This window comes from Streptomyces graminilatus (assembly GCF_001418565.1).
GTDB classification, from domain to species: domain Bacteria; phylum Actinomycetota; class Actinomycetes; order Streptomycetales; family Streptomycetaceae; genus Streptomyces; species Streptomyces graminilatus.
Map to the genome: position 1 here is coordinate 1 of NZ_LIQQ01000153.1, position 17,292 is coordinate 17,292.

Below are 17,292 nucleotides of genomic sequence, written 5' to 3' on the forward strand. Positions count from 1 at the left end.
AGATGTGTATAAGCGTCAGCCTTTTAGGAGCACGGTGACCTGCGCGCTTTTAGGGGCGCGGGGAACTGCGCACCTTCAGGAGCCCGGGGACCCGCACGCCTTTGGGGGCGCGGGGAACTGCGCGTCTTTTAGGGGCGCGGGGAACTGCGCGACCAGCCCCCACCGGCCCGCACCCGACAGACGGCCGATCCGGCGGAGCCTACAGCGGCGGGTACGCGTTCCTCATGAGCTCCTGGAACTGCGCGGAGAACCAGTGCCCGGCAACCGGCGCGTTCGGGAGCGCTCCCGACATGTTGTTGTTGTTCCGCGGGTTACCCGTGTACGTCGGATCGCACATCCGGTCGAACCCCTTGCCCTCGTCGTTCGGGATCGCCGAGCTGGACCCGTCGGACTCCCCCGGAGGCTTCATCCACACGTACGCGTCGATCCCGGCCGCCGGAGCCGCCTTCGGCCGTTCGCCCAGACCCGCGCCGGCCTGGTTGCACCAGTTGCCGACGTGGATGCGCCGGTCGATGCGTCCGCCCTCGACGTACGTGTCGACGCTGGTCGACGGGCCGGGTCCGGTGGGCCGTGCGGTGCCGCCCCAGCCGTTCCTGGAGGTGTCGATCAGCATGCCGACGCCGGCCGGGAAGCCGGCCGTGACCGCCTGGTTACGGAAGGCCTGCGCGTAGGACAGCTCGTCGGTGTACCGGTTCCAGTCCACCCACTTCGACTCGCGGACCGACTTGCCTGCCACGGTGTCGTTGATGGAGAAGTTGCTCTCCTTCAGGGCGCTGAAGTTCGCCGTGTTGGCGATGAATCCGTGGACGTCGTTCACCGTCGCGCCCTCGGAGGTGGCCGCCTGCTTGATGATGTCGGCGGTGGGGCCGAAGTTGTCGTCCCAGCCGATCCAGCCGTGGTGGCCGATGTCGACGTAGTTGTAGACGTTCGGCACGTCACCGAGCTTGTTGAGCGCGTAGCCGACGCCCTTGATGTAGTTGCCGTTCGCCTTCATCACATCGCACTGGGGGGTGGCCGTGGCCCGGCTGCCGGTGTTGGTGACGAGGTTGGGCAGCGAGTCGATCTCGACGGCGGCGACGATGCGCAGGCCCGCGTACTTGGGGTCCGCGAGGATCGTCTTGATCGGGTCGATGAACTGGGTCTTGTACTTGTCGATCTCCGTCGGGCCGAGTTCGCCGTTGGAGGAGAGGGCGGAGCAGTCGCGGCCGGGCAGGTCGTAGACGACCAGTTGGACGACGAGTTCGCCGGTGCCCTTCTGCTGGAGGGCCGCGTCGAGGTGGGCGCGCAGGCCCATCTTGCTCGCCGTTCCGGTGACGGCGGAGATCCGGTCCAGCCAGACACCGGTGGGCTGGCCCGCGACCCGGCTGCCGCCCGGCTCGGCGGCGGCGTTCGCCGACCACTCCGGGTTCACGTACACCTTGGCACCGGCGTAGGGGTTGTCGACCCTGTTGCCGCTGCCGGGATCCGGCGGATCGGTGGGACCGCCCCCGCCCCCGCCGTCGACGTTGCAGGTGACACCGTCGAGGGTGAAGGTGGTCGGGAGCGTGTTGGTGCCGCTGTAGCTGCCGTTGAAGCCGAAGCTGACCGAACCGCCGGTGGCGAGCGTGCCGTTGTATGTCTCGTTGGCGGCGGTCACGGCGGCACCGCTCTGGCTGAACTTCGCGCTCCAGCCGCTGGTGACCTGCTGGTTGCCGGCGTACGACCACTTCACGGCCCAACTCGACTTGGCCGCGCTATTGTTGGTGACGGTCACCGAGGCGGTGAAGCCGGTGGACCACTGGTTCTGCACCTTGTAGTCGACCGTGCAGGGAATCGCGGCGAGACCCGCGCCGGGGGGCGCGGCGGCCACCGCGGCGCCGGTGGCACCGGCGACCAGCGCCATGGAGGCGAGGATCGCTGTTCGGGTACGGCTCATGAGTGCGGGTGTCCTCTCGTGTTCCTGTGTACGGATGAGAAGCGCCTTGCCGTGAGGGGGAGTCGACGCACCGGCCGATGGCGCGCGGGGGGTCGCGCGGTCCGGCCCCGAAGGCCGGGGTACGGCAGGGCGCGGTCGTCGGACCACGTCATGACCCGGTCGGTGAAGGAGTGCGCGCAGGTGTTCTCGCCCGCCGGGCAGGGCCCGCGGCGGCAGCGCGGAGCACGACTAAAAGACCTGAACGCGGGGGGTGTCGCATGAGCGACTCCTTGCAGATCGGGCGCGTCGTTGCGGACGCGTCGACTCACGGAATCGCTCCCACTGGTGTCAACGAAGCTAGCGCCAAGTGACGGTAAAGGACAGAGAGCTACCGATGTTTCCAGCAGATGTCTACGTCGAATCAATTCGAGTCTTCAAACACCTTGACCCTTGACACCCCTGTCCTCAATATGGGAGCGCTCCCACTGGTTCAAGGCTTGTTGCTCCTCCCCACTTCTCCACGAGCACCTCCGAGCCCGCTAGGAGGAACCAGCACCATGCACCCCCGAAACAGACGCCGCGTCACGCGGCGGTTCTGGACCGCTGTCACGGCGGCCCTCGCGCTCCCCCTGACCCTGCTCGCGACGGGCACGACTCCCGCTCAGGCGGCGGCTGTTCAGTGCAGCGTCGACTACAAGACCAATGACTGGGGCTCCGGTTTCACCGCGGACGTCACGATCACCAACCGCGGTACGGATGTCATCAACGGCTGGACACTGACGTACGCCTACGCGGGCAACCAGAAGCTCAGCAACGGCTGGAACGGCACTTGGTCCCAGTCCGGGCAGACGGTCACCGCGCAGAACGCGGCATACAACGCGACGATCGCCGCCGGGGCGGCCGTCAGCACCGGTGGGCAGTTCACGTACAGCGGCGCCAACGCGGCGCCGACGTCGTTCGCGATCAACGGGACGACCTGCGCCGGGGCCCACCAGCCGCCGGTCACCGTGCTGACGAGTCCGGCCGCGGGCGCGGTCTACTCGCAGGGCACCGCGGTACCGATGGCGGCCACCGCGGCCGCTGCGGACAGCGCGACTATCACCAAGGTCGAGTTCTACGACGACACCACGCTGCTCGGCACGGACACGACCGCGCCGTACACGTACTCGGCCACCGGTCTGGCCGTGGGCGCCCACTCGCTGCTGGCGAAGGCCTACGACAGCCTGGGCGCGTCGGCGCCGTCCACGCCGGTAGGCATCACGGTCGCCTCGGGTCCCGCCGTGGTCGCCGTACCGACCCAACTCGGCGTGCAGCAGGGCAAGTCGGCGACGTACGACATCAAGCTGTCGACGCAGCCGAGCGCGAACGTGACCGTGACGACGGCCCGCGCGAGCGGCAACACGGGGCTGTCGGTGACGGGTGGCGCCTCGCTCACCTTCACGCCGGCGAACTGGAACACGGCGCAGAAGGTGACGGTCACCGCCGACGCCACGGGCACCGGATCGGCGGCCTTCGACTCCACGGCCACCGGTCACGCCAAGGCGACGGTCACCGTCACGGAGCTGGCGGCCTCGAAGGTGTACGACGCCCGCTTCCTGGACCTCTACGGCAAGATCACCAACCCGGCGAGCGGCTACTTCTCCCCCGAGGGCATCCCGTACCACTCGGTCGAGACGCTGGTCGTCGAGGCGCCGGACCAGGGCCACGAGTCCACGTCGGAGGCGTACAGCTACCTCCTGTGGCTCCAGGCCATGTACGGCAAGGTGACGGGCGACTGGAGCAAGTTCAACGGCGCCTGGACGATCATGGAGAAGTACATGATCCCCACCCACGCCGACCAGCCGACCGGCTCCTTCTACAACCCGTCGAAGCCGGCTACGTACGCCCCCGAGATGGACCTGCCGAGCCAGTACCCGGCCAAGCTGGACACCGGTGTCTCGGTCGGCACCGACCCGCTGGCGGCCGAGCTGAAGAGCACGTACAACACGGACGACGTGTACGGCATGCACTGGCTCCAGGACGTCGACAACGTGTACGGCTACGGCAACTCGCCCGGCAAGTGCGAGGCGGGCCCGACGAACGCCGGCCCCTCCTACATCAACACCTTCCAGCGCGGACCGCAGGAATCGGTGTGGGAGACCGTCCCGCAGCCGACCTGCGACATGTTCAAGTACGGCGGCAAGAACGGGTACTTGGACCTGTTCACCGGTGACGCCTCGTACGCGAAGCAGTGGAAGTTCACCGACGCCCCGGACGCCGACGCGCGCGCCGTGCAGGCCGCGTACTGGGCGGACGTCTGGGCGAAGCAGCAGGGCAAGGGCGGTGACGTCTCGGCGACCGTCGGCAAGGCCGCGAAGATGGGCGACTATCTCCGCTACGCCATGTACGACAAGTACTTCAAGAAGATCGGCAACTGTGTCGGGCCGTCCACCTGCCCCGCCGGTACCGGCAAGGACGCCTCGTCCTATCTGCTGTCCTGGTACTACGCGTGGGGCGGCGCCACCGACACCTCGGCGGGCTGGGCCTGGCGCATCGGCTCCAGCCATATGCACGGCGGCTACCAGAACCCGCTGGCCGCGTACGCGCTCAGCTCGTACGCCGATCTGAAGCCCAAGTCGGCGACAGGGCAGGCGGACTGGACGAAGTCGCTGCAACGGCAGGTCGAGTTCTACCGCTGGCTCCAGTCCAACGAGGGTGCCATCGCGGGCGGCGCGACCAACAGCTGGGCGGGCCGCTACGCGACCCCGCCGGCCGGTACGCCGACCTTCTACGGCATGTACTACGACGAGCAGCCGGTGTACCACGACCCGCCGTCCAACCAGTGGTTCGGCTTCCAGGCGTGGTCCATGGAGCGGGTCGCCGAGTACTACCAGCAGACGGGCAACGCGGCGGCCAAGAGCGTCCTGGACAAGTGGGTCGACTGGGCCCTGTCCAAGACGACGATCAACCCGGACGGTACCTACCGTATCCCGGCGACACTCCAGTGGTCGGGCGCACCCGACACCTGGAACGCCACAACTCCGGGTGCCAACGCGGGACTTCACGTCACCGTCGCCGACTACACCAACGACGTGGGCGTGGCGGCGGCGTACGCCAAGACGCTGACGTTCTACGCCGACCGCTCCGGTGACACCGAGGCGGCGACGACGGCGAAGGCGCTGCTGGACGGCATGTGGTCCAACTACCAGGACTCCCGGGGCATCGCCGTCCCGGAGACCCGGACGGACTACAGCCGGTTCGGCGACGCCGTCTCCATTCCGTCGGGCTGGACGGGCAAGATGCCGAACGGCGACGCGATCAACTCGTCGTCGACGTTCCTCTCGCTCCGCTCCTTCTACAAGAACGACCCCAACTGGTCGAAGATCGAGGCGTACTTGGCCGGTGGCGCCGCGCCCTCGTTCACCTATCACCGGTTCTGGGCGCAGGCGGACATCGCGCTGGCGATGGGTTCGTACGCGGAGCTTCTCGAATAGCCCCCGCGGGGCGCTCCGCGGGTTGGGCGGTGTTTGATCTGCGGGCCCGCTGTGGCTGGTCGCGCAGTTCCCCGCGCCCCCCTGAGCGCCCGAGGCTCCGTGTATAAGGCCCCGTCACCGGACGACGGGGCCGACCAGCCGGGCGGCCCTTCCCGCACTGGGGCCGCCCGGCGACTCACTTCTCGCATGGAAAGCGCCTCCCCCCACGAAAGGACCTCCCGTGCGAAGAACCCGTATCCTCACGGCCGTCCTCGCGCTCACGGCCGGTCTGCTCGCCGGCGCTCCGTCCGCGCTCGCGACCGGCGGCCCGGCGAAGGCGCCGCTCGCGGCGGACACGTACACCTGGAAGAACGCCCGGATCGACGGTGGCGGTTTCGTCCCCGGCATCGTCTTCAACCGCACCGAGAAGAACCTGGCGTACGCGCGCACGGACATCGGCGGCGCCTACCGCTGGCAGGAGTCGACGAAGACCTGGCTCCCGCTGACGGACTCGGTCGGCTGGGACCGCTGGGGCCACACCGGGGTGGTCAGCCTCGCCTCCGACTCCGTGGACCCGGACAAGGTGTACGCGGCTGTCGGCACGTACACCAACAGCTGGGATCCCGGGAACGGTGCCGTGCTGCGGTCCGGTGACCGGGGCGCGAACTGGCAACGGGCCGATCTGCCCTTCAAGTTGGGCGGCAACATGCCCGGCCGGGGCATGGGTGAACGTCTCGCCGTCGACCCGAACCGCAACAGCGTGCTGTATCTGGGCGCGCCCAGCGGCAAGGGCCTGTGGCGGTCGACGGACTCGGGGGCGACCTGGTCCCAGGTGGCGAACTTCCCCAACGTCGGGAATTACATACAGGATCCGACCGACACCAGCGGGTACGCCAGCGACAACCAGGGCATCGTCTGGGTCACCTTCGACGAGTCGACCGGTACGCCGGGCAGCGCGACCCGCACGGTCTATGTCGGGGTCGCCGACAAGGACAACGCGGTGTACCGCTCGACGGACGCGGGCGCTACCTGGTCGCGGCTGGCCGGGCAGCCCACCGGGTATCTGGCCCACAAGGGCGTACTGGACGCGAAGAACGGCTACTTGTACCTCCCGTACAGCGACAAAGGCGGCCCGTACGACGGCGGCAAGGGCCAGTTGTGGCGGTACGCGACGGCCACCGGCACCTGGGCGAACATCAGCCCGGTGGCGGAGGCGGACACCTCCTACGGCTTCAGCGGGCTGACGGTCGACCGGCGCAGGCCGGGCACGGTGATGGCGACGGCGTACAGCTCCTGGTGGCCCGACACCCAGATCTTCCGCTCCACGGACAGCGGCGCCACCTGGACGAGGGCCTGGGACTACACCTCGTACCCGAACCGCTCCAACCGCTTCACGATGGACGTCTCGTCCGCCCCGTGGCTGACCTTCGGCGGGAACCCGGCGCCGCCCGAACAGACCCCGAAACTCGGGTGGATGACGGAGTCGCTGGAGATCGACCCGTTCGACTCGAACCGCATGATGTACGGCACGGGCGCGACGATCTACGGCACGGAGAACCTCACCAACTGGGACAGCGGCAGCCAGTTCACCATCAAACCGATGGTCCAGGGCCTGGAGGAGACGGCCGTCAACGACCTGGCCGCTCCGCCGTCCGGCGGTGCGGTGCTGCTCAGCGCGCTCGGTGACCTGGGCGGCTTCCGGCACACTGATCTCACCAAGGTCCCCTCGATGATGTTCACTTCACCGACCTTCACGACGACCACGAGCCTGGACTTCGCCGAGACGAACCCGGGGATCGTGGCCCGTGTCGGCGACCTGGACTCGGGCCCGCATGTCGCGTTCTCGACGGACAACGGCGCCAACTGGTTCGCGGGCAGCGACCCTTCGGGTGTCTCGGGCGGCGGCACGATCGCGGCGGCGTCGGACGGCGGCCGGTTCGTGTGGAGCCCGGCGGGCACGGGCGTGCGGTACGCGACGGGCTTCGGTACGTCGTGGTCGGAGTCGGCGGGCATTCCGGCGGGCGCGACCGTCGAGTCGGACCGAGTGGACCCGAAGACGTTCTACGGCTTCAAGTCGGGCAAGTTCTATGTGAGTTCGGACGGCGGGGCGACCTTCACGGCGTCGGCGGCGACCGGTCTCCCGGCCGGTGACAGTGTGCGCTTCAAGGCGCTGCCGGGCACGAAGGGCGACATCTGGCTGGCGGGCGGCGCGACGGACGGCGCGTACGGCCTGTGGCACTCCACGGACGGCGGTACGACGTTCACCAAGCTGCCGAACGTCGACCAGGCCGACACGATCGGCTTCGGCAAGGCGGCGACGGGTGGGGCCTACCAGACGCTCTACACCAGCGCGAAGATCGGCGGCGTGCGCGGGATCTTCCGCTCCACGGACAAGGGTGCGACCTGGACGCGTATCAACGACGATGCCCACCAGTGGGGTTGGACGGGCGCGGCGATCACCGGTGACCCGAGGGTGTACGGGCGCGTGTACGTGTCGACCAACGGGCGCGGTGTCGTCTACGGCGAGTCGTCCGACGCGGGCGGGGGCGGCGGAGGCGGCACGGACCCGCCGCCGACACCCACAGGGGCCTGTGCGGTGACGTACAAGGTCATCAGCGAGTGGGCGGGCGGCTTCCAGGCGGATGTGAAGCTCAGCAACACGGGCACAACCGCCTGGAACGGCTGGTCACTTGGCTGGTCCTTCCCGAGCGGCCAGAGCGTCTCCCAGCTCTGGAACGCCGACTACACCCAGTCGGGCGCGGCGGTGAAGGTGAAGAACCTCAACTGGAACGCGAACGTGGCGGCGGGCTCGTCGGTGAGCTTCGGGTTCACGGGCAACCGGTCGGGGACGAACGGAAAACCGACCGCCTTCAAGCTGGGCGACCAGAACTGCTCGGTCGTCTGATCCGCCCCGGTGGGTGTGTGCCCGGCGGAGCGCACACCCACCGGGCACACACACGCACCGGTGATCCGCCACTCGGGCCTGTCGTCACCCCGGCTTCCGGAAAACCCGGAGGTTGAACACCGGGTCCGGGCGCGGCCGGTCCTGGTCGGGCAGCGCCTCCAGGCGGGCGGCGAAGCCGTCGGCGAGCGGGTGGCCCGGCGGCAGCGTCATGAACCATCCGCGCCGCAGGTCCGCGACGGCCCGCCGGGGACTGCGCCCCTGGCCGCGCCCCCGGAAGCGGGCCTCCCCGGCCGGCACCAGCCCGTGCCCGACGGCATGCGCCTCGACGACGGCCGCCGCGTCCGGCGCCGCACGCCACGGGCGCGAGGCGAGGACGGCGTCGATGTCACTGCCCACGTTGTGCGAGGCGCCCTTGTCGACGGTGGTGACATAGACCCCGCCCGGCCGCAGCACCCGCGCGCACTCCCCGATGATGTCCCGGACGTCCTCGTCCCGCCCGGCGAGATGCAGCAGCCACACACTCGTGACCGCGTCCAACCGGCCGCCCGGAAAGGGGAGTTGGCGACTGTCGGCGAGTACGACGGCCCCCGGCAGCCGGGCGGCGGCCCGCCGCGCCATCGCGTCGGTCAGGTCGACGCCCGTCACCCGCATACCTGCCCGGCCGGCCGCGAGCCGCCGGGTCACGATGCCCGTCCCGCATCCCACGTCGAGCAGGCTGCGCACCCCTTCGGGCACCAGGCTCAGCACGGCCTCCGCGGCGGCCGCCGCCCTGGGCTCGCCGCCGCGGAGTCCGTCGTACCGCTCCGCCTCCTGGTTGTAGTCCAGCACAGGCGTGCTCCCGCTCCCCCGCCGGCCCGGTCAGCTCGCCCCGTGGCCCGGCGCGAGGGCCTCGACCCTGCGGGCGAGCTCGAAGTCCAGGTCCGTGACAGCGCCGCCCGCGCTGTGGGTGTTCACGGTGAGTGACACCGTGTTGTAGCCGAGGGTGAGGTCGGAGTGGTGGCCCAGTTCCTCCTGGACCTGGGCGATGTGGATGACCAGGGCCGTCGCGGCGAAGTGCGAGCCGAGGCGGTAGGAGCGGGCGATGCGGTCCCCGGCGAGCGACCAGCCCGGCAGCTCCCCCAGCCGGTCCTCGATCACCTTCTGCGACAGCGGTTCGACGGACATGGCCACGCTCCTTCCCTGATGGGTCCTCTCAGCGTGCCACAGGGCGGGCGTCTCGGCCCAGGTCAGACGGGTTCCGGGCGGCCGTTTCACCCTTCGGGGGCCGACCACCCGTTCGTTCGCCCCCCTGGTGCCGCTCCTCGGCTACGGTCGTCGTATGACCACGGCCCCGACCGGCGGCACCGCCCGCCCCATCCGCCCCGCGAACAAGACCGACAAGACTCGCAAGGCGCACAAAACCCACAAGGGGGCCGGGCCGCTGCTGCGGGCCTGGCGGGAGCGGCGGCGCGTCAGCCAGCTCGAACTGGCGCTGCGGGCAGATTCGTCCGCCCGTCACATCAGCTTCGTCGAGACCGGCCGGTCCCGCCCGAGCGAGGAGCTGCTCCTGCGGCTCGCGGAGCACCTGGACGTCCCGGTCCGGGAGCGCAACGCCCTTCTCCTCGCGGCCGGTTACGCCCCGCGTTTTCGTGAGACCCCGCTCGACGACCCGGCGCTGGAGTCCCTGCGCCAGGGCATCGAGCGGCTGATCCAGGGGTACGAGCCCTACCCGGCGTTCGTCGTCGACGCCACCTACGACATCGTGGCCGCCAACCGGGGCATCCTGGCGCTTCTCGACGGTCTCCCCGAGGCCCTGCTGGCGCCGCCCATCAACGCGATGCGCCTCACCCTGCATCCGGAGGGCCTGGCCCCGCGCATCCGCAACCTTCCCGAGTGGCGCGGGCATCTGCTCGCCCAGATGGAACGCCAGATCGCCCTGTCCCGTTCGGCTCCGCTGCGCGCGCTGTACGACGAGGTCGCCGCGTACCCGGTGCCGGGTGCGGAGGAGAGCCCGGCGGGCCGGACGCCCGATCCCGTGCCCGCGTTCGCGTTGCCCATGCGGATCGAGCACGAGGGCCAGGTGCTGTCCTTCATCTCGTCGATCTCGACCTTCAACACCCCGATGGACGTCACCGTCGCCGAGCTGGCCATCGAGACGCTCCTCCCGGCCGACCCGGCGACGGTCAAGTTCCTTCACTCCATGGTGAGTTGACGTGCCCTCAGGGACACGTGCTGAAGCGCGGCGAATCCGGCCACCACGGCCGCCTGCGCCACCGCCCACACGGCTCCGACCGCGGTCGGCGAGAGCCACAGCACCAGCGCGACGCAACTGAGCGCCGCCCAGGCGAGGTTGGCCTCGATCACCAGGCGCACCGGAAGCGCGGCCGGCTGCTTGCTCGATGCCAGCCAGCCGACTCCGGCAGTGAACACGGCGAGAAACAGGCCGAGTTCGACGAGCAGCCCCGAGCCGACACCGAGGAGGCGGCCGAGCGGTCCGGACGCCACCAGGTAGGCGAGCGCGTTGGATCCGGTCACCAGCGCGTCCAGCGCCAGGAAGCGGCGCAGCATCACGGACGGTTCGGTGGTGCGGGCGGCGAGTACGGCGATCTGGGGTGCGGACATGGCGGATCACCCTCCGTCGAGGAAAAGGTCACGGTCCGGGGGCCGGGTTCCGGTTCGGAGTGCGCCGCCCGGAACCCGGTGGCACCACTCTTCCGCCCGGCCCGGCGACGGTCGATTACCTCCCACGTAATCCACTTGGCTCGAACCTGTCAGGTCGGTAGCGGAACATGACACACTGCTCGCGTTGATTCGGCGCGTAGGGGAGGCGTGGCGTGAGCGAGCGGCGGGCTGCGCCCACCGTGGGCCAGGTGGTGCTCGGGAGACGGCTCCAGGAGCTGCGCGAGGCCGCCGGGCTGAGGCGGGAAGAGGCCGCGAAGATCCTTCGGGTGGCCCCGGCGACCGTACGTCGGATGGAAATGGCCGAGGTATCCCTCAAGATCCCTTATGTGCATGTGCTGTTGACAGCATACGGCGTCCCCCCGGAGGAAGTGTCCACATTCGTTTGCCTGGCCGAGGAGGCGAACGAGCCCGGCTGGTGGCAGCGGTTCTCGGACGTCCTGCCGGACTGGTTCAGCATGCATGTGAGCCTGGAGGGCTCCGCCAGGCTGATCCGCTCCTACGAACCGCACTTCGTTCCTGGCCTGTTGCAGACCCCGGAGTACGCGCGTGCCGTCATGGAGGCGGGGACTATCGGGCACACGGGCCCCGAGGCGGTCGAGCGGCATGTGTCGCTGCGGATGGCCCGGCAGAAGCTGCTGACGCGTGAACACCCGCCGCACCTCTGGGTGATCATCGACGAGACGGTGCTGCGCAGGCCCGTGAGCATCCACGGCGAGGTCATGCGCGACCAGTTGGACCGGCTCCTCGACGCCTCGGAGAGCGGCCATGTCACCATCCAGGTAGCGGAGTTCCTGGACGGCCCGCATCCGGGCACGTCGGCGCCCTTCGAGCTGTTCCGCTTCGCCGAGCCTGAACTGCCCGACATGGTGTACACGGAGTATCTGACCGGTGCGCTGTATCTGGACTCCCGCCGGGAGGTCGCCTCGCATCTGGAGGTCCTGGACCACATGACGGCGGCTGCCGCGTCGGCCCAGCGCACCAAGGAGATCATCGCCGAGTACCGCGACGGCTACTGATCCACTGGTCGGCCGGGCCCATTTGCTGACCGGTTCACCGGCTCGCCGGACCTACGGAACGAACTCACGGCACTCGAGGAGCACATCGCCATGACCCCAGCCGAGGGCGCGCCCACCCGCATGGACACCAGCAGACCCCATCCCGCCCGGGTCTACGACTGGTGGCTCGGCGGGAAGGACAACTACCCGGTGGACGAGGAGCTGGCCCGCAGGATCCTCGCCGTGGACGGCACGGTGCTGCGCGGGGCGCGTGCCAACCGCCGGTTCATGCAACGTGCGACGCGGGCCGCCGCCGAGGCCGGGATCCGCCAGTTCCTGGACATCGGTACGGGCATCCCCACCGAGCCGAACCTGCACCAGGTGGCCCAGAGCGTCGCCCCCGAGGCCAAGGTGGTGTACGCGGACAACGACCCGATCGTCCTGCGGCACGCCCAGGCCCTGTTGCGCGGCACGGCCGAGGGCTCGACCGAGTACGTGCACGCCGACGCCCGCGACCCCAGGACGATCCTGCGGCTGGCCGCCGAGTCCCTGGACCTCACCCGGCCCGTCGCGCTGTCCCTGGTCGCGCTGACCCACTACCTGGGCGACGACCCCGGGGGCGACGACGTGTACGGCCTGCTGAAGACGTACGTCGACGCGCTCGCCCCCGGCAGCTACCTGATCCTCTCCCAGGTCACCCCGGACCTCAGCCCCGAGGCCATCACGAAGGCGGCCGAGCACTTCCGCCGCAGCGGCACGCCGTTCTATCCGCGTCCGCTGGCCGACTTCCACCGTTTCTTCGACGGCCTGGAACTGCTGGGCCCCGGCGTGATCCCCGTCTACGGCTGGCGCCCGGAGCCGGAGGACGTGGCGGCCCAGGCCGAGGGCATCGTGCCGGTGTACGCGGGCGTGGCCCGCAAGCCCTGAGGCCGGGGCTCGAAAGCCGATGCCGCGCACCTCGGACATCGAGGGGCGCGGCAGGGGCCGTGAGCGAGCGTCAGGCGAACGTCAGGCGAGCTTCGCCGACAGCGTGATCGTCGTGCCGGTCAGGGCCTTGCTGACCGGGCAGTTCTCCTTGGCGTTCTCGGCGGCGGCGACGAAGGCGTCCTCATCGATGCCGTCCACGGTGCCTTCCACGGTGAGGTGGATGCCGGTGATGCCCTCACCCGGCTGGAAGACGACGTCGGCCGACGTCGTGAGCTTGGTGGCCGGGGTGCCCGCGCCGGCCAGGGCGTGCGAGAACGCCATGGAGAAGCAGCTGGAGTGGGCGGCGGCGATCAGCTCCTCGGGGCTGGTCTTGCCGTTCGCGTCCTGGGCGCGCGAGGCCCACGTCACGGGCTGGGCGGCGATGGCACCGGAGGAGTCGAAGGTGACAACGCCGTTGCCCTCCAGCAGGTTGCCTTCCCAGACGGTGTGTGCAGAGCGCGTGGTAGCCACGGTTCTTCCTTTCGCGTGTGGTCCCGAAGCCGGGGTTCCGTATGGTCCCATCCGATCACACTCCGACCCCACTTGCCGTTCACTGCACGCGAAAGACCGGCCCACGCGCGGTGAACGGCAGACGAGCGCCGTGTGGAATCAGATAGGCGTGCTCGCGCCGCACCCGCAGTACGTCGCACCAGCCGTCCGTGATGACCAGGACGGGCGCCCCCGGTGGAAAGTCGTCGGCCCGGTGCAGCAGGTCGATGCCCGGCTGGAGCACCGTCCCGCCGCGCCCGCGCACCCGGACCCGCCCGGCGATCTCACTGACCGGCAGATAGCCCGCGTCGTGCGCGGCGGCATCGCAGAACACGACCCGCGCGGCCGGTACGTCCCGTGCTCCGGCGTACGAGGCGATCGCGCCCAGCGCCTTCCCGAGCAGCGTCCGGTCCATCGACCCGGAGGTGTCCAGGACGACCCCGAACGTGCAGCGGGCGATCTCCTCGGGCGGGAAGTACCGTCCCGCGCGCGGGATGTCGGGGGTGGACGACTGGCGGCGCGAGGGACGCGCGTACGACCGTACGGGCTCCGGACGGGGCACGAACTCGTCGAACCAGCGGGCGAGTCGGGCGTCCCAGTGCAGCGGCGGATGGTTCAGAGCGCGGATCTCCTCGACCAACCCGCCGGGAAGGTAACCCCGTTCATGCTGCTGGTGCAGGTTCAGTCCCTGGCCGAGGCCGCGCCGGTAGAACTCGTCGAGGTCGACATGCTCGCGCGGTGAGCCCAGCGGGGCGCCCAGGACATCGCAGGCGCCCTTTCCGCGCAGGGTGGACAGGCGGCGCATCCGGCGCAGGTCGTGCGCGATCCGGTCGTACACCTCCTCCGCCGACAGACCCTTCAACTCGGCGTCGTACAGCAGCCCTTCGGGTGGCGTGCCGACGTCCATCTCCGTCAGCCAGCCGTTGATGACGTAGTCACAGGCGACGTTGAAGACGTACGGGTCGCGGGTGCCGCAGCGGTCGCCGTGGCGCAGGGCGGCGTGCAGCATCTCGTGGGCGAGGACGAACCGCCATTCCTCGTCCTCCATCTGCCGCAGCGGGTTGACGTAGATCTCGCCCGCCTCGGCGTTGACGGCGGCGACGGAGATGCCGTGGGCCTGGGCGAGTTCGAGGTCGGCGACGAGCTCGATGCCGGCCGCGATGCCGCCGAGCAGCGGGTAGGAGGTGACGAACCAGCTCAACGCCTTTTCCCAGGGCCGTACTTGAGCCGCGTCGTCGGACATGGACTCGCGTCGGCCACCGGCCACGTCCATCGCCGTCGCCATCGTGCGGGTGAGCGCGTGGGCGAACGCGAGCTGCCAGTCGGGGACCGACGGGGCCCACTTGTCGTACGGTTCGAGCCACTGGTCGGGCCCACCGCCCGCCGTACCGCACCGCTCGAACACGGCCGGGACCGAGCCCGCGCGCCGCCAGCGGGCGGCGAGCTGCTCCTCGTCGCCGTCCGGGTAGGCGGACGGCAGGTGTTCGGGGGCGGTGCCGACGGAGAAGCCGAGCAGGAAACGGTTGACCACGACGCAGCGGGCGGCGATGTCGTAGCGGTCGGGCTGGACGCGCTCGCCCTTGGCCGCGGGAACGTGCCCGAAGCCGAGGTGGATGAGGCCGTGCGCGACCGCCCACGCCCATTCGGCCGGTTCGGCCCGGCGGGTGGGGTGGGCGTGCAGCACCCCGTCGGAGTCGACGCGCACCAGTCCGTCGTCGGGCGTCAGGAAGCAGTCCCGGGTGGTCCGGCAGACCTTCAGGTCCACCGAACCGAGCGCCGGGTTGGCGCGCACGAGGGCGATTCCCGCCTCGAACGCCTCCGCCGCAAGGTCTCTCTTCTTCTTCTGCGCCTGCCTGCCCGCCCGGCTCACCGCCGCGCCTCGACGAGCCGGGGCATGTCCCGCGCCGCCTCGACCAGGAACCAGGCGGGCAGCAGGGGGTTGCCGTCGGCGTCGGAGGCGATGACGCTCTGCGCGACCTCCACGGAGATCTCGGCGAGCTGCACGAGCAGCGACTTCGCGCGGTACGCCGCCTCCCGCCCGTTCGGCGACATGTGCCCCTTGCTGGCGGGGAGTTCCTTGACGAGCCGGCCGCGGAACGACTCGGCGAGGTAGTACAGCAGGTCGCGGTCCTCGACGCGGTGGGGCCAGCGCGCGTCGCCCTTGATGATCGCGTCGACGCCGAAACGGCTGCGCACGATCTTGACGTACCCGCAGAACGCGACGGCGTGCGTCGGCGTGAGCGCGCCGTGCGCGATCACCTTCAGGGTCTCCTCGTCGAGCGCGGGCCCGAAGGAGTGCAGGGCGTCGGAGAGCATGTGCCAGGAGCGGGGTGTGGAGAAGGGCTCCTCGGTCTTCGGGGCGTGAGGTCCGGTACGAACAGTGTTGCGACCAGTGTGGGGACGGCGGCGCGGGAGCGCAGCCCATTTTCCGGCGGTGCGCGCTCAGCCGGCCCTGCGGTCACCGGGAGTTCCCAGGGGCACCTGCGGCCCGTTGCACTCGCGCAGCCAGCGCCGCAGTACGCGGTGGATGTGCTCGGCGCCGACCAGTTCCTCCCCGTCCCGGGCCGCCGCCGACAGCCCGAGGGGCGCCAGCAGGAAGGGTCGGCCCTGGTCGCCGCCGAGTCCGCCGTGCGAGCCGATCTGCTCCTCGAAGGCGAGCACCTCGCCCGTGGCCGGTTCGTACCAGGAGTTGACCATGATGTCGGCGGCGTGCGGGAAGGAGTGCGTGCGGCGCACCGCGCTCGCCGCGCCGGGCCCGAAGTCGGCGAGGAATGCGCTGTGTTCACCGTTCGGCGTGTCCAGCGCGTCCAGCGCGTCCACCGGGATCTCCACCCCGTTCGCGCCCAGCACCAGCCCGCCGTGCTCCTCGCTGGCGACGAGGACGAAGCCGACGCCGGGATGGCTGGCGAGGGTGGCGAGCAGCGCCGGATGGCGGGCGTCGATCTCCTCCCTGGTCATCCGGTGGTGCACGTCCGGGAAGGAGATGAGCCCGAGGTTGCCGGAGGCCAGCACCAGGGGTTCCGAGCGGTGACCGGTGGGCACGTGCCACCCCCCGTTCTCCTCGACGGGCCGGTGCAGCGCGGCGCGCACGGCGGCCCGCGCCTCGGCTCCGCTGTGGGTCCGCCGCGCCTTTCGCGGCACGGGCAGTCCGCAGCCGGCCCGGACCAGCTCGCCGAGGCCGAGCCCGTACCGCCCCCGGAAGGTCTCGCCGGGGCTCTGCCCGTGGTCGGAGAGGAGGACGATCCGGTACGGGCGGGGCGCGTGCTCGGCGACCCGCGCGATCAGCGCGACGGACCGGTCCAGGCGCTGGAGGACCTTCTCGGCGTCGCGGCTGTGCGGTCCGGAGTGGTGGGCGACCTCGTCGTAGGCGACCAGGTCGGCGTAGACGGCGGTGCGCCCGGCGAGCATGTCGCCCATCACGGCGGCGACGACCACGTCCCGCTCGACGACGGTCGCGAAGGCGCGGATGAAGGGGTAGAGGCCGCCGCGCGCGACCCGTGGGCGCCGCTTGCGCATCCGGGCCGCGGTCGACTGGCCGATCTCGCGGCCGACCTCGGCGACGAAGGACAGGGCGGTACGGACGGCGTTGGCGGGGTCGGAGAAGTAGGCGAAGTAGCCCGCGCGGGACCGGTTGTCCCGGCCGCGCCGCCCGGCGATGGACAGCACGAGGGCCTGCTCGTCGGCGCCGCCGCCGAAGAGGTTGCCCCGGCTGGCGCCGTCGACGGTGAGCAGTCCGCCGTCGCTGGTGCGTTCGACGGCCCGGCGCTGGAGTTCGACGGCGCTGGCGGGCCGGTTGCAGACCATGACCTCCCCGGTGTCCTTCTCGTACCAGCGGAAGGCCGGGATGTCGTGGTTGGTGCCGTGCAGGATGCCGAGCTGGCTGGCGCCGGTCTGGCTGGACCAGTCGGTGCGCCAGCCAGCTCGGCATCC

At 70.4% G+C, this 17,292-nt stretch carries 12 protein-coding genes and 1 pseudogene; 5 read left to right on the forward strand and 8 right to left on the reverse strand.

What is annotated here, in order from left to right:
- Positions 1-199 precede the first annotated feature (199 nt).
- Positions 200-1,915 (reverse strand): glycoside hydrolase family 6 protein, encoded by a 1,716-nt coding sequence (locus AOK08_RS15015; protein ID WP_055526061.1) that lies wholly within the window; start codon positions 1,913-1,915, stop codon positions 200-202.
- A gap of 536 nt (positions 1,916-2,451) precedes the next feature.
- On the opposite strand from AOK08_RS15015, the gene AOK08_RS15020 reads away from it, so the two are divergent.
- Both AOK08_RS15020 and AOK08_RS15025 read left to right on the forward strand, forming a co-directional pair.
- Positions 2,452-5,367 carry a glycoside hydrolase family 48 protein gene (locus AOK08_RS15020; protein ID WP_055526062.1) on the forward strand — a complete coding sequence of 972 codons (2,916 nt, stop codon included), beginning with the start codon at positions 2,452-2,454 and terminating at the stop codon, positions 5,365-5,367.
- 220 nt (positions 5,368-5,587) lie between these two features.
- Positions 5,588-8,251 (forward strand): cellulose binding domain-containing protein, encoded by a 2,664-nt coding sequence (locus tag AOK08_RS15025; RefSeq protein ID WP_055526063.1) that lies wholly within the window; start codon positions 5,588-5,590, stop codon positions 8,249-8,251.
- Between the two features lie 84 nt (positions 8,252-8,335).
- On the opposite strand, the gene AOK08_RS15030 is transcribed toward AOK08_RS15025, so the two are convergent.
- Both AOK08_RS15030 and AOK08_RS15035 read right to left on the reverse strand, forming a co-directional pair.
- A complete protein-coding gene (locus tag AOK08_RS15030) occupies positions 8,336-9,079 on the reverse strand; it encodes a class I SAM-dependent methyltransferase (protein ID WP_055526064.1) in 744 nt (247 codons plus the stop codon).
- A 30-nt stretch (positions 9,080-9,109) separates the two neighbouring features.
- Complete coding sequence (locus AOK08_RS15035; RefSeq protein WP_055526065.1) at positions 9,110-9,415, reverse strand: 4a-hydroxytetrahydrobiopterin dehydratase; 306 nt, start codon at positions 9,413-9,415, stop codon at positions 9,110-9,112.
- Positions 9,416-9,569: 154 nt separating this feature from the next.
- On the opposite strand from AOK08_RS15035, the gene AOK08_RS15040 reads away from it, so the two are divergent.
- Positions 9,570-10,442: a helix-turn-helix domain-containing protein gene (locus tag AOK08_RS15040; protein WP_079054035.1), complete on the forward strand. Its 873-nt coding sequence runs from the start codon at positions 9,570-9,572 to the stop codon at positions 10,440-10,442.
- On the opposite strand, the gene AOK08_RS15045 is transcribed toward AOK08_RS15040, so the two are convergent.
- Positions 10,424-10,852: a hypothetical protein gene (locus tag AOK08_RS15045; protein ID WP_055526066.1), complete on the reverse strand. Its 429-nt coding sequence runs from the start codon at positions 10,850-10,852 to the stop codon at positions 10,424-10,426. The two genes, AOK08_RS15040 and AOK08_RS15045, sit on opposite strands and share 19 nt — an antisense overlap.
- A gap of 212 nt (positions 10,853-11,064) precedes the next feature.
- Between AOK08_RS15045 and AOK08_RS15050 the strand changes: the two genes are divergently transcribed.
- On the forward strand, positions 11,065-11,928 hold the full coding sequence (locus AOK08_RS15050) for a helix-turn-helix domain-containing protein (protein WP_055526067.1): 864 nt from the start codon (positions 11,065-11,067) through the stop codon (positions 11,926-11,928).
- A 90-nt stretch (positions 11,929-12,018) separates the two neighbouring features.
- Positions 12,019-12,834 (forward strand): SAM-dependent methyltransferase, encoded by an 816-nt coding sequence (locus AOK08_RS15055; protein ID WP_055526068.1) that lies wholly within the window; start codon positions 12,019-12,021, stop codon positions 12,832-12,834.
- Positions 12,835-12,915: 81 nt separating this feature from the next.
- On the opposite strand, the gene AOK08_RS15060 is transcribed toward AOK08_RS15055, so the two are convergent.
- The 4 genes and pseudogenes from AOK08_RS15060 to AOK08_RS15075 form a co-directional block, all read right to left on the reverse strand.
- A complete protein-coding gene (locus AOK08_RS15060) occupies positions 12,916-13,344 on the reverse strand; it encodes an OsmC family protein (RefSeq protein ID WP_055526069.1) in 429 nt (142 codons plus the stop codon).
- Positions 13,345-13,423: 79 nt separating this feature from the next.
- Positions 13,424-15,232, reverse strand: a complete 1,809-nt coding sequence (locus AOK08_RS15065) for a vWA domain-containing protein (protein ID WP_055526070.1) — start codon at positions 15,230-15,232, stop codon at positions 13,424-13,426.
- Positions 15,229-15,720: pseudogene (locus tag AOK08_RS15070) on the reverse strand (MoxR family ATPase); the annotation flags it as partial. The gene AOK08_RS15065 and the pseudogene AOK08_RS15070, both read right to left, overlap by 4 nt.
- 84 nt (positions 15,721-15,804) lie before the next feature.
- A partial coding sequence (locus AOK08_RS15075; protein WP_055526071.1) for an alkaline phosphatase family protein occupies positions 15,805-17,292 on the reverse strand: 1,488 nt, incomplete at its 5' end.

Bases quoted from the DNA above. Each gene is read 5' to 3' on its own strand.
- AOK08_RS15045 (WP_055526066.1), bottom strand. From the start codon at position 10,852: ATGTCCGCACCCCAGATCGCCGTACTCGCCGCCCGCACCACCGAACCG.
- AOK08_RS15035 (WP_055526065.1), bottom strand. From the start codon at position 9,415: ATGTCCGTCGAACCGCTGTCGCAGAAGGTGATCGAGGACCGGCTGGGG.
- AOK08_RS15040 (WP_079054035.1), top strand. From the start codon at position 9,570: ATGACCACGGCCCCGACCGGCGGCACCGCCCGCCCCATCCGCCCCGCG.
- AOK08_RS15055 (WP_055526068.1), top strand. From the start codon at position 12,019: ATGACCCCAGCCGAGGGCGCGCCCACCCGCATGGACACCAGCAGACCC.
- AOK08_RS15015 (WP_055526061.1), bottom strand. From the start codon at position 1,915: ATGAGCCGTACCCGAACAGCGATCCTCGCCTCCATGGCGCTGGTCGCC.
- AOK08_RS15020 (WP_055526062.1), top strand. From the start codon at position 2,452: ATGCACCCCCGAAACAGACGCCGCGTCACGCGGCGGTTCTGGACCGCT.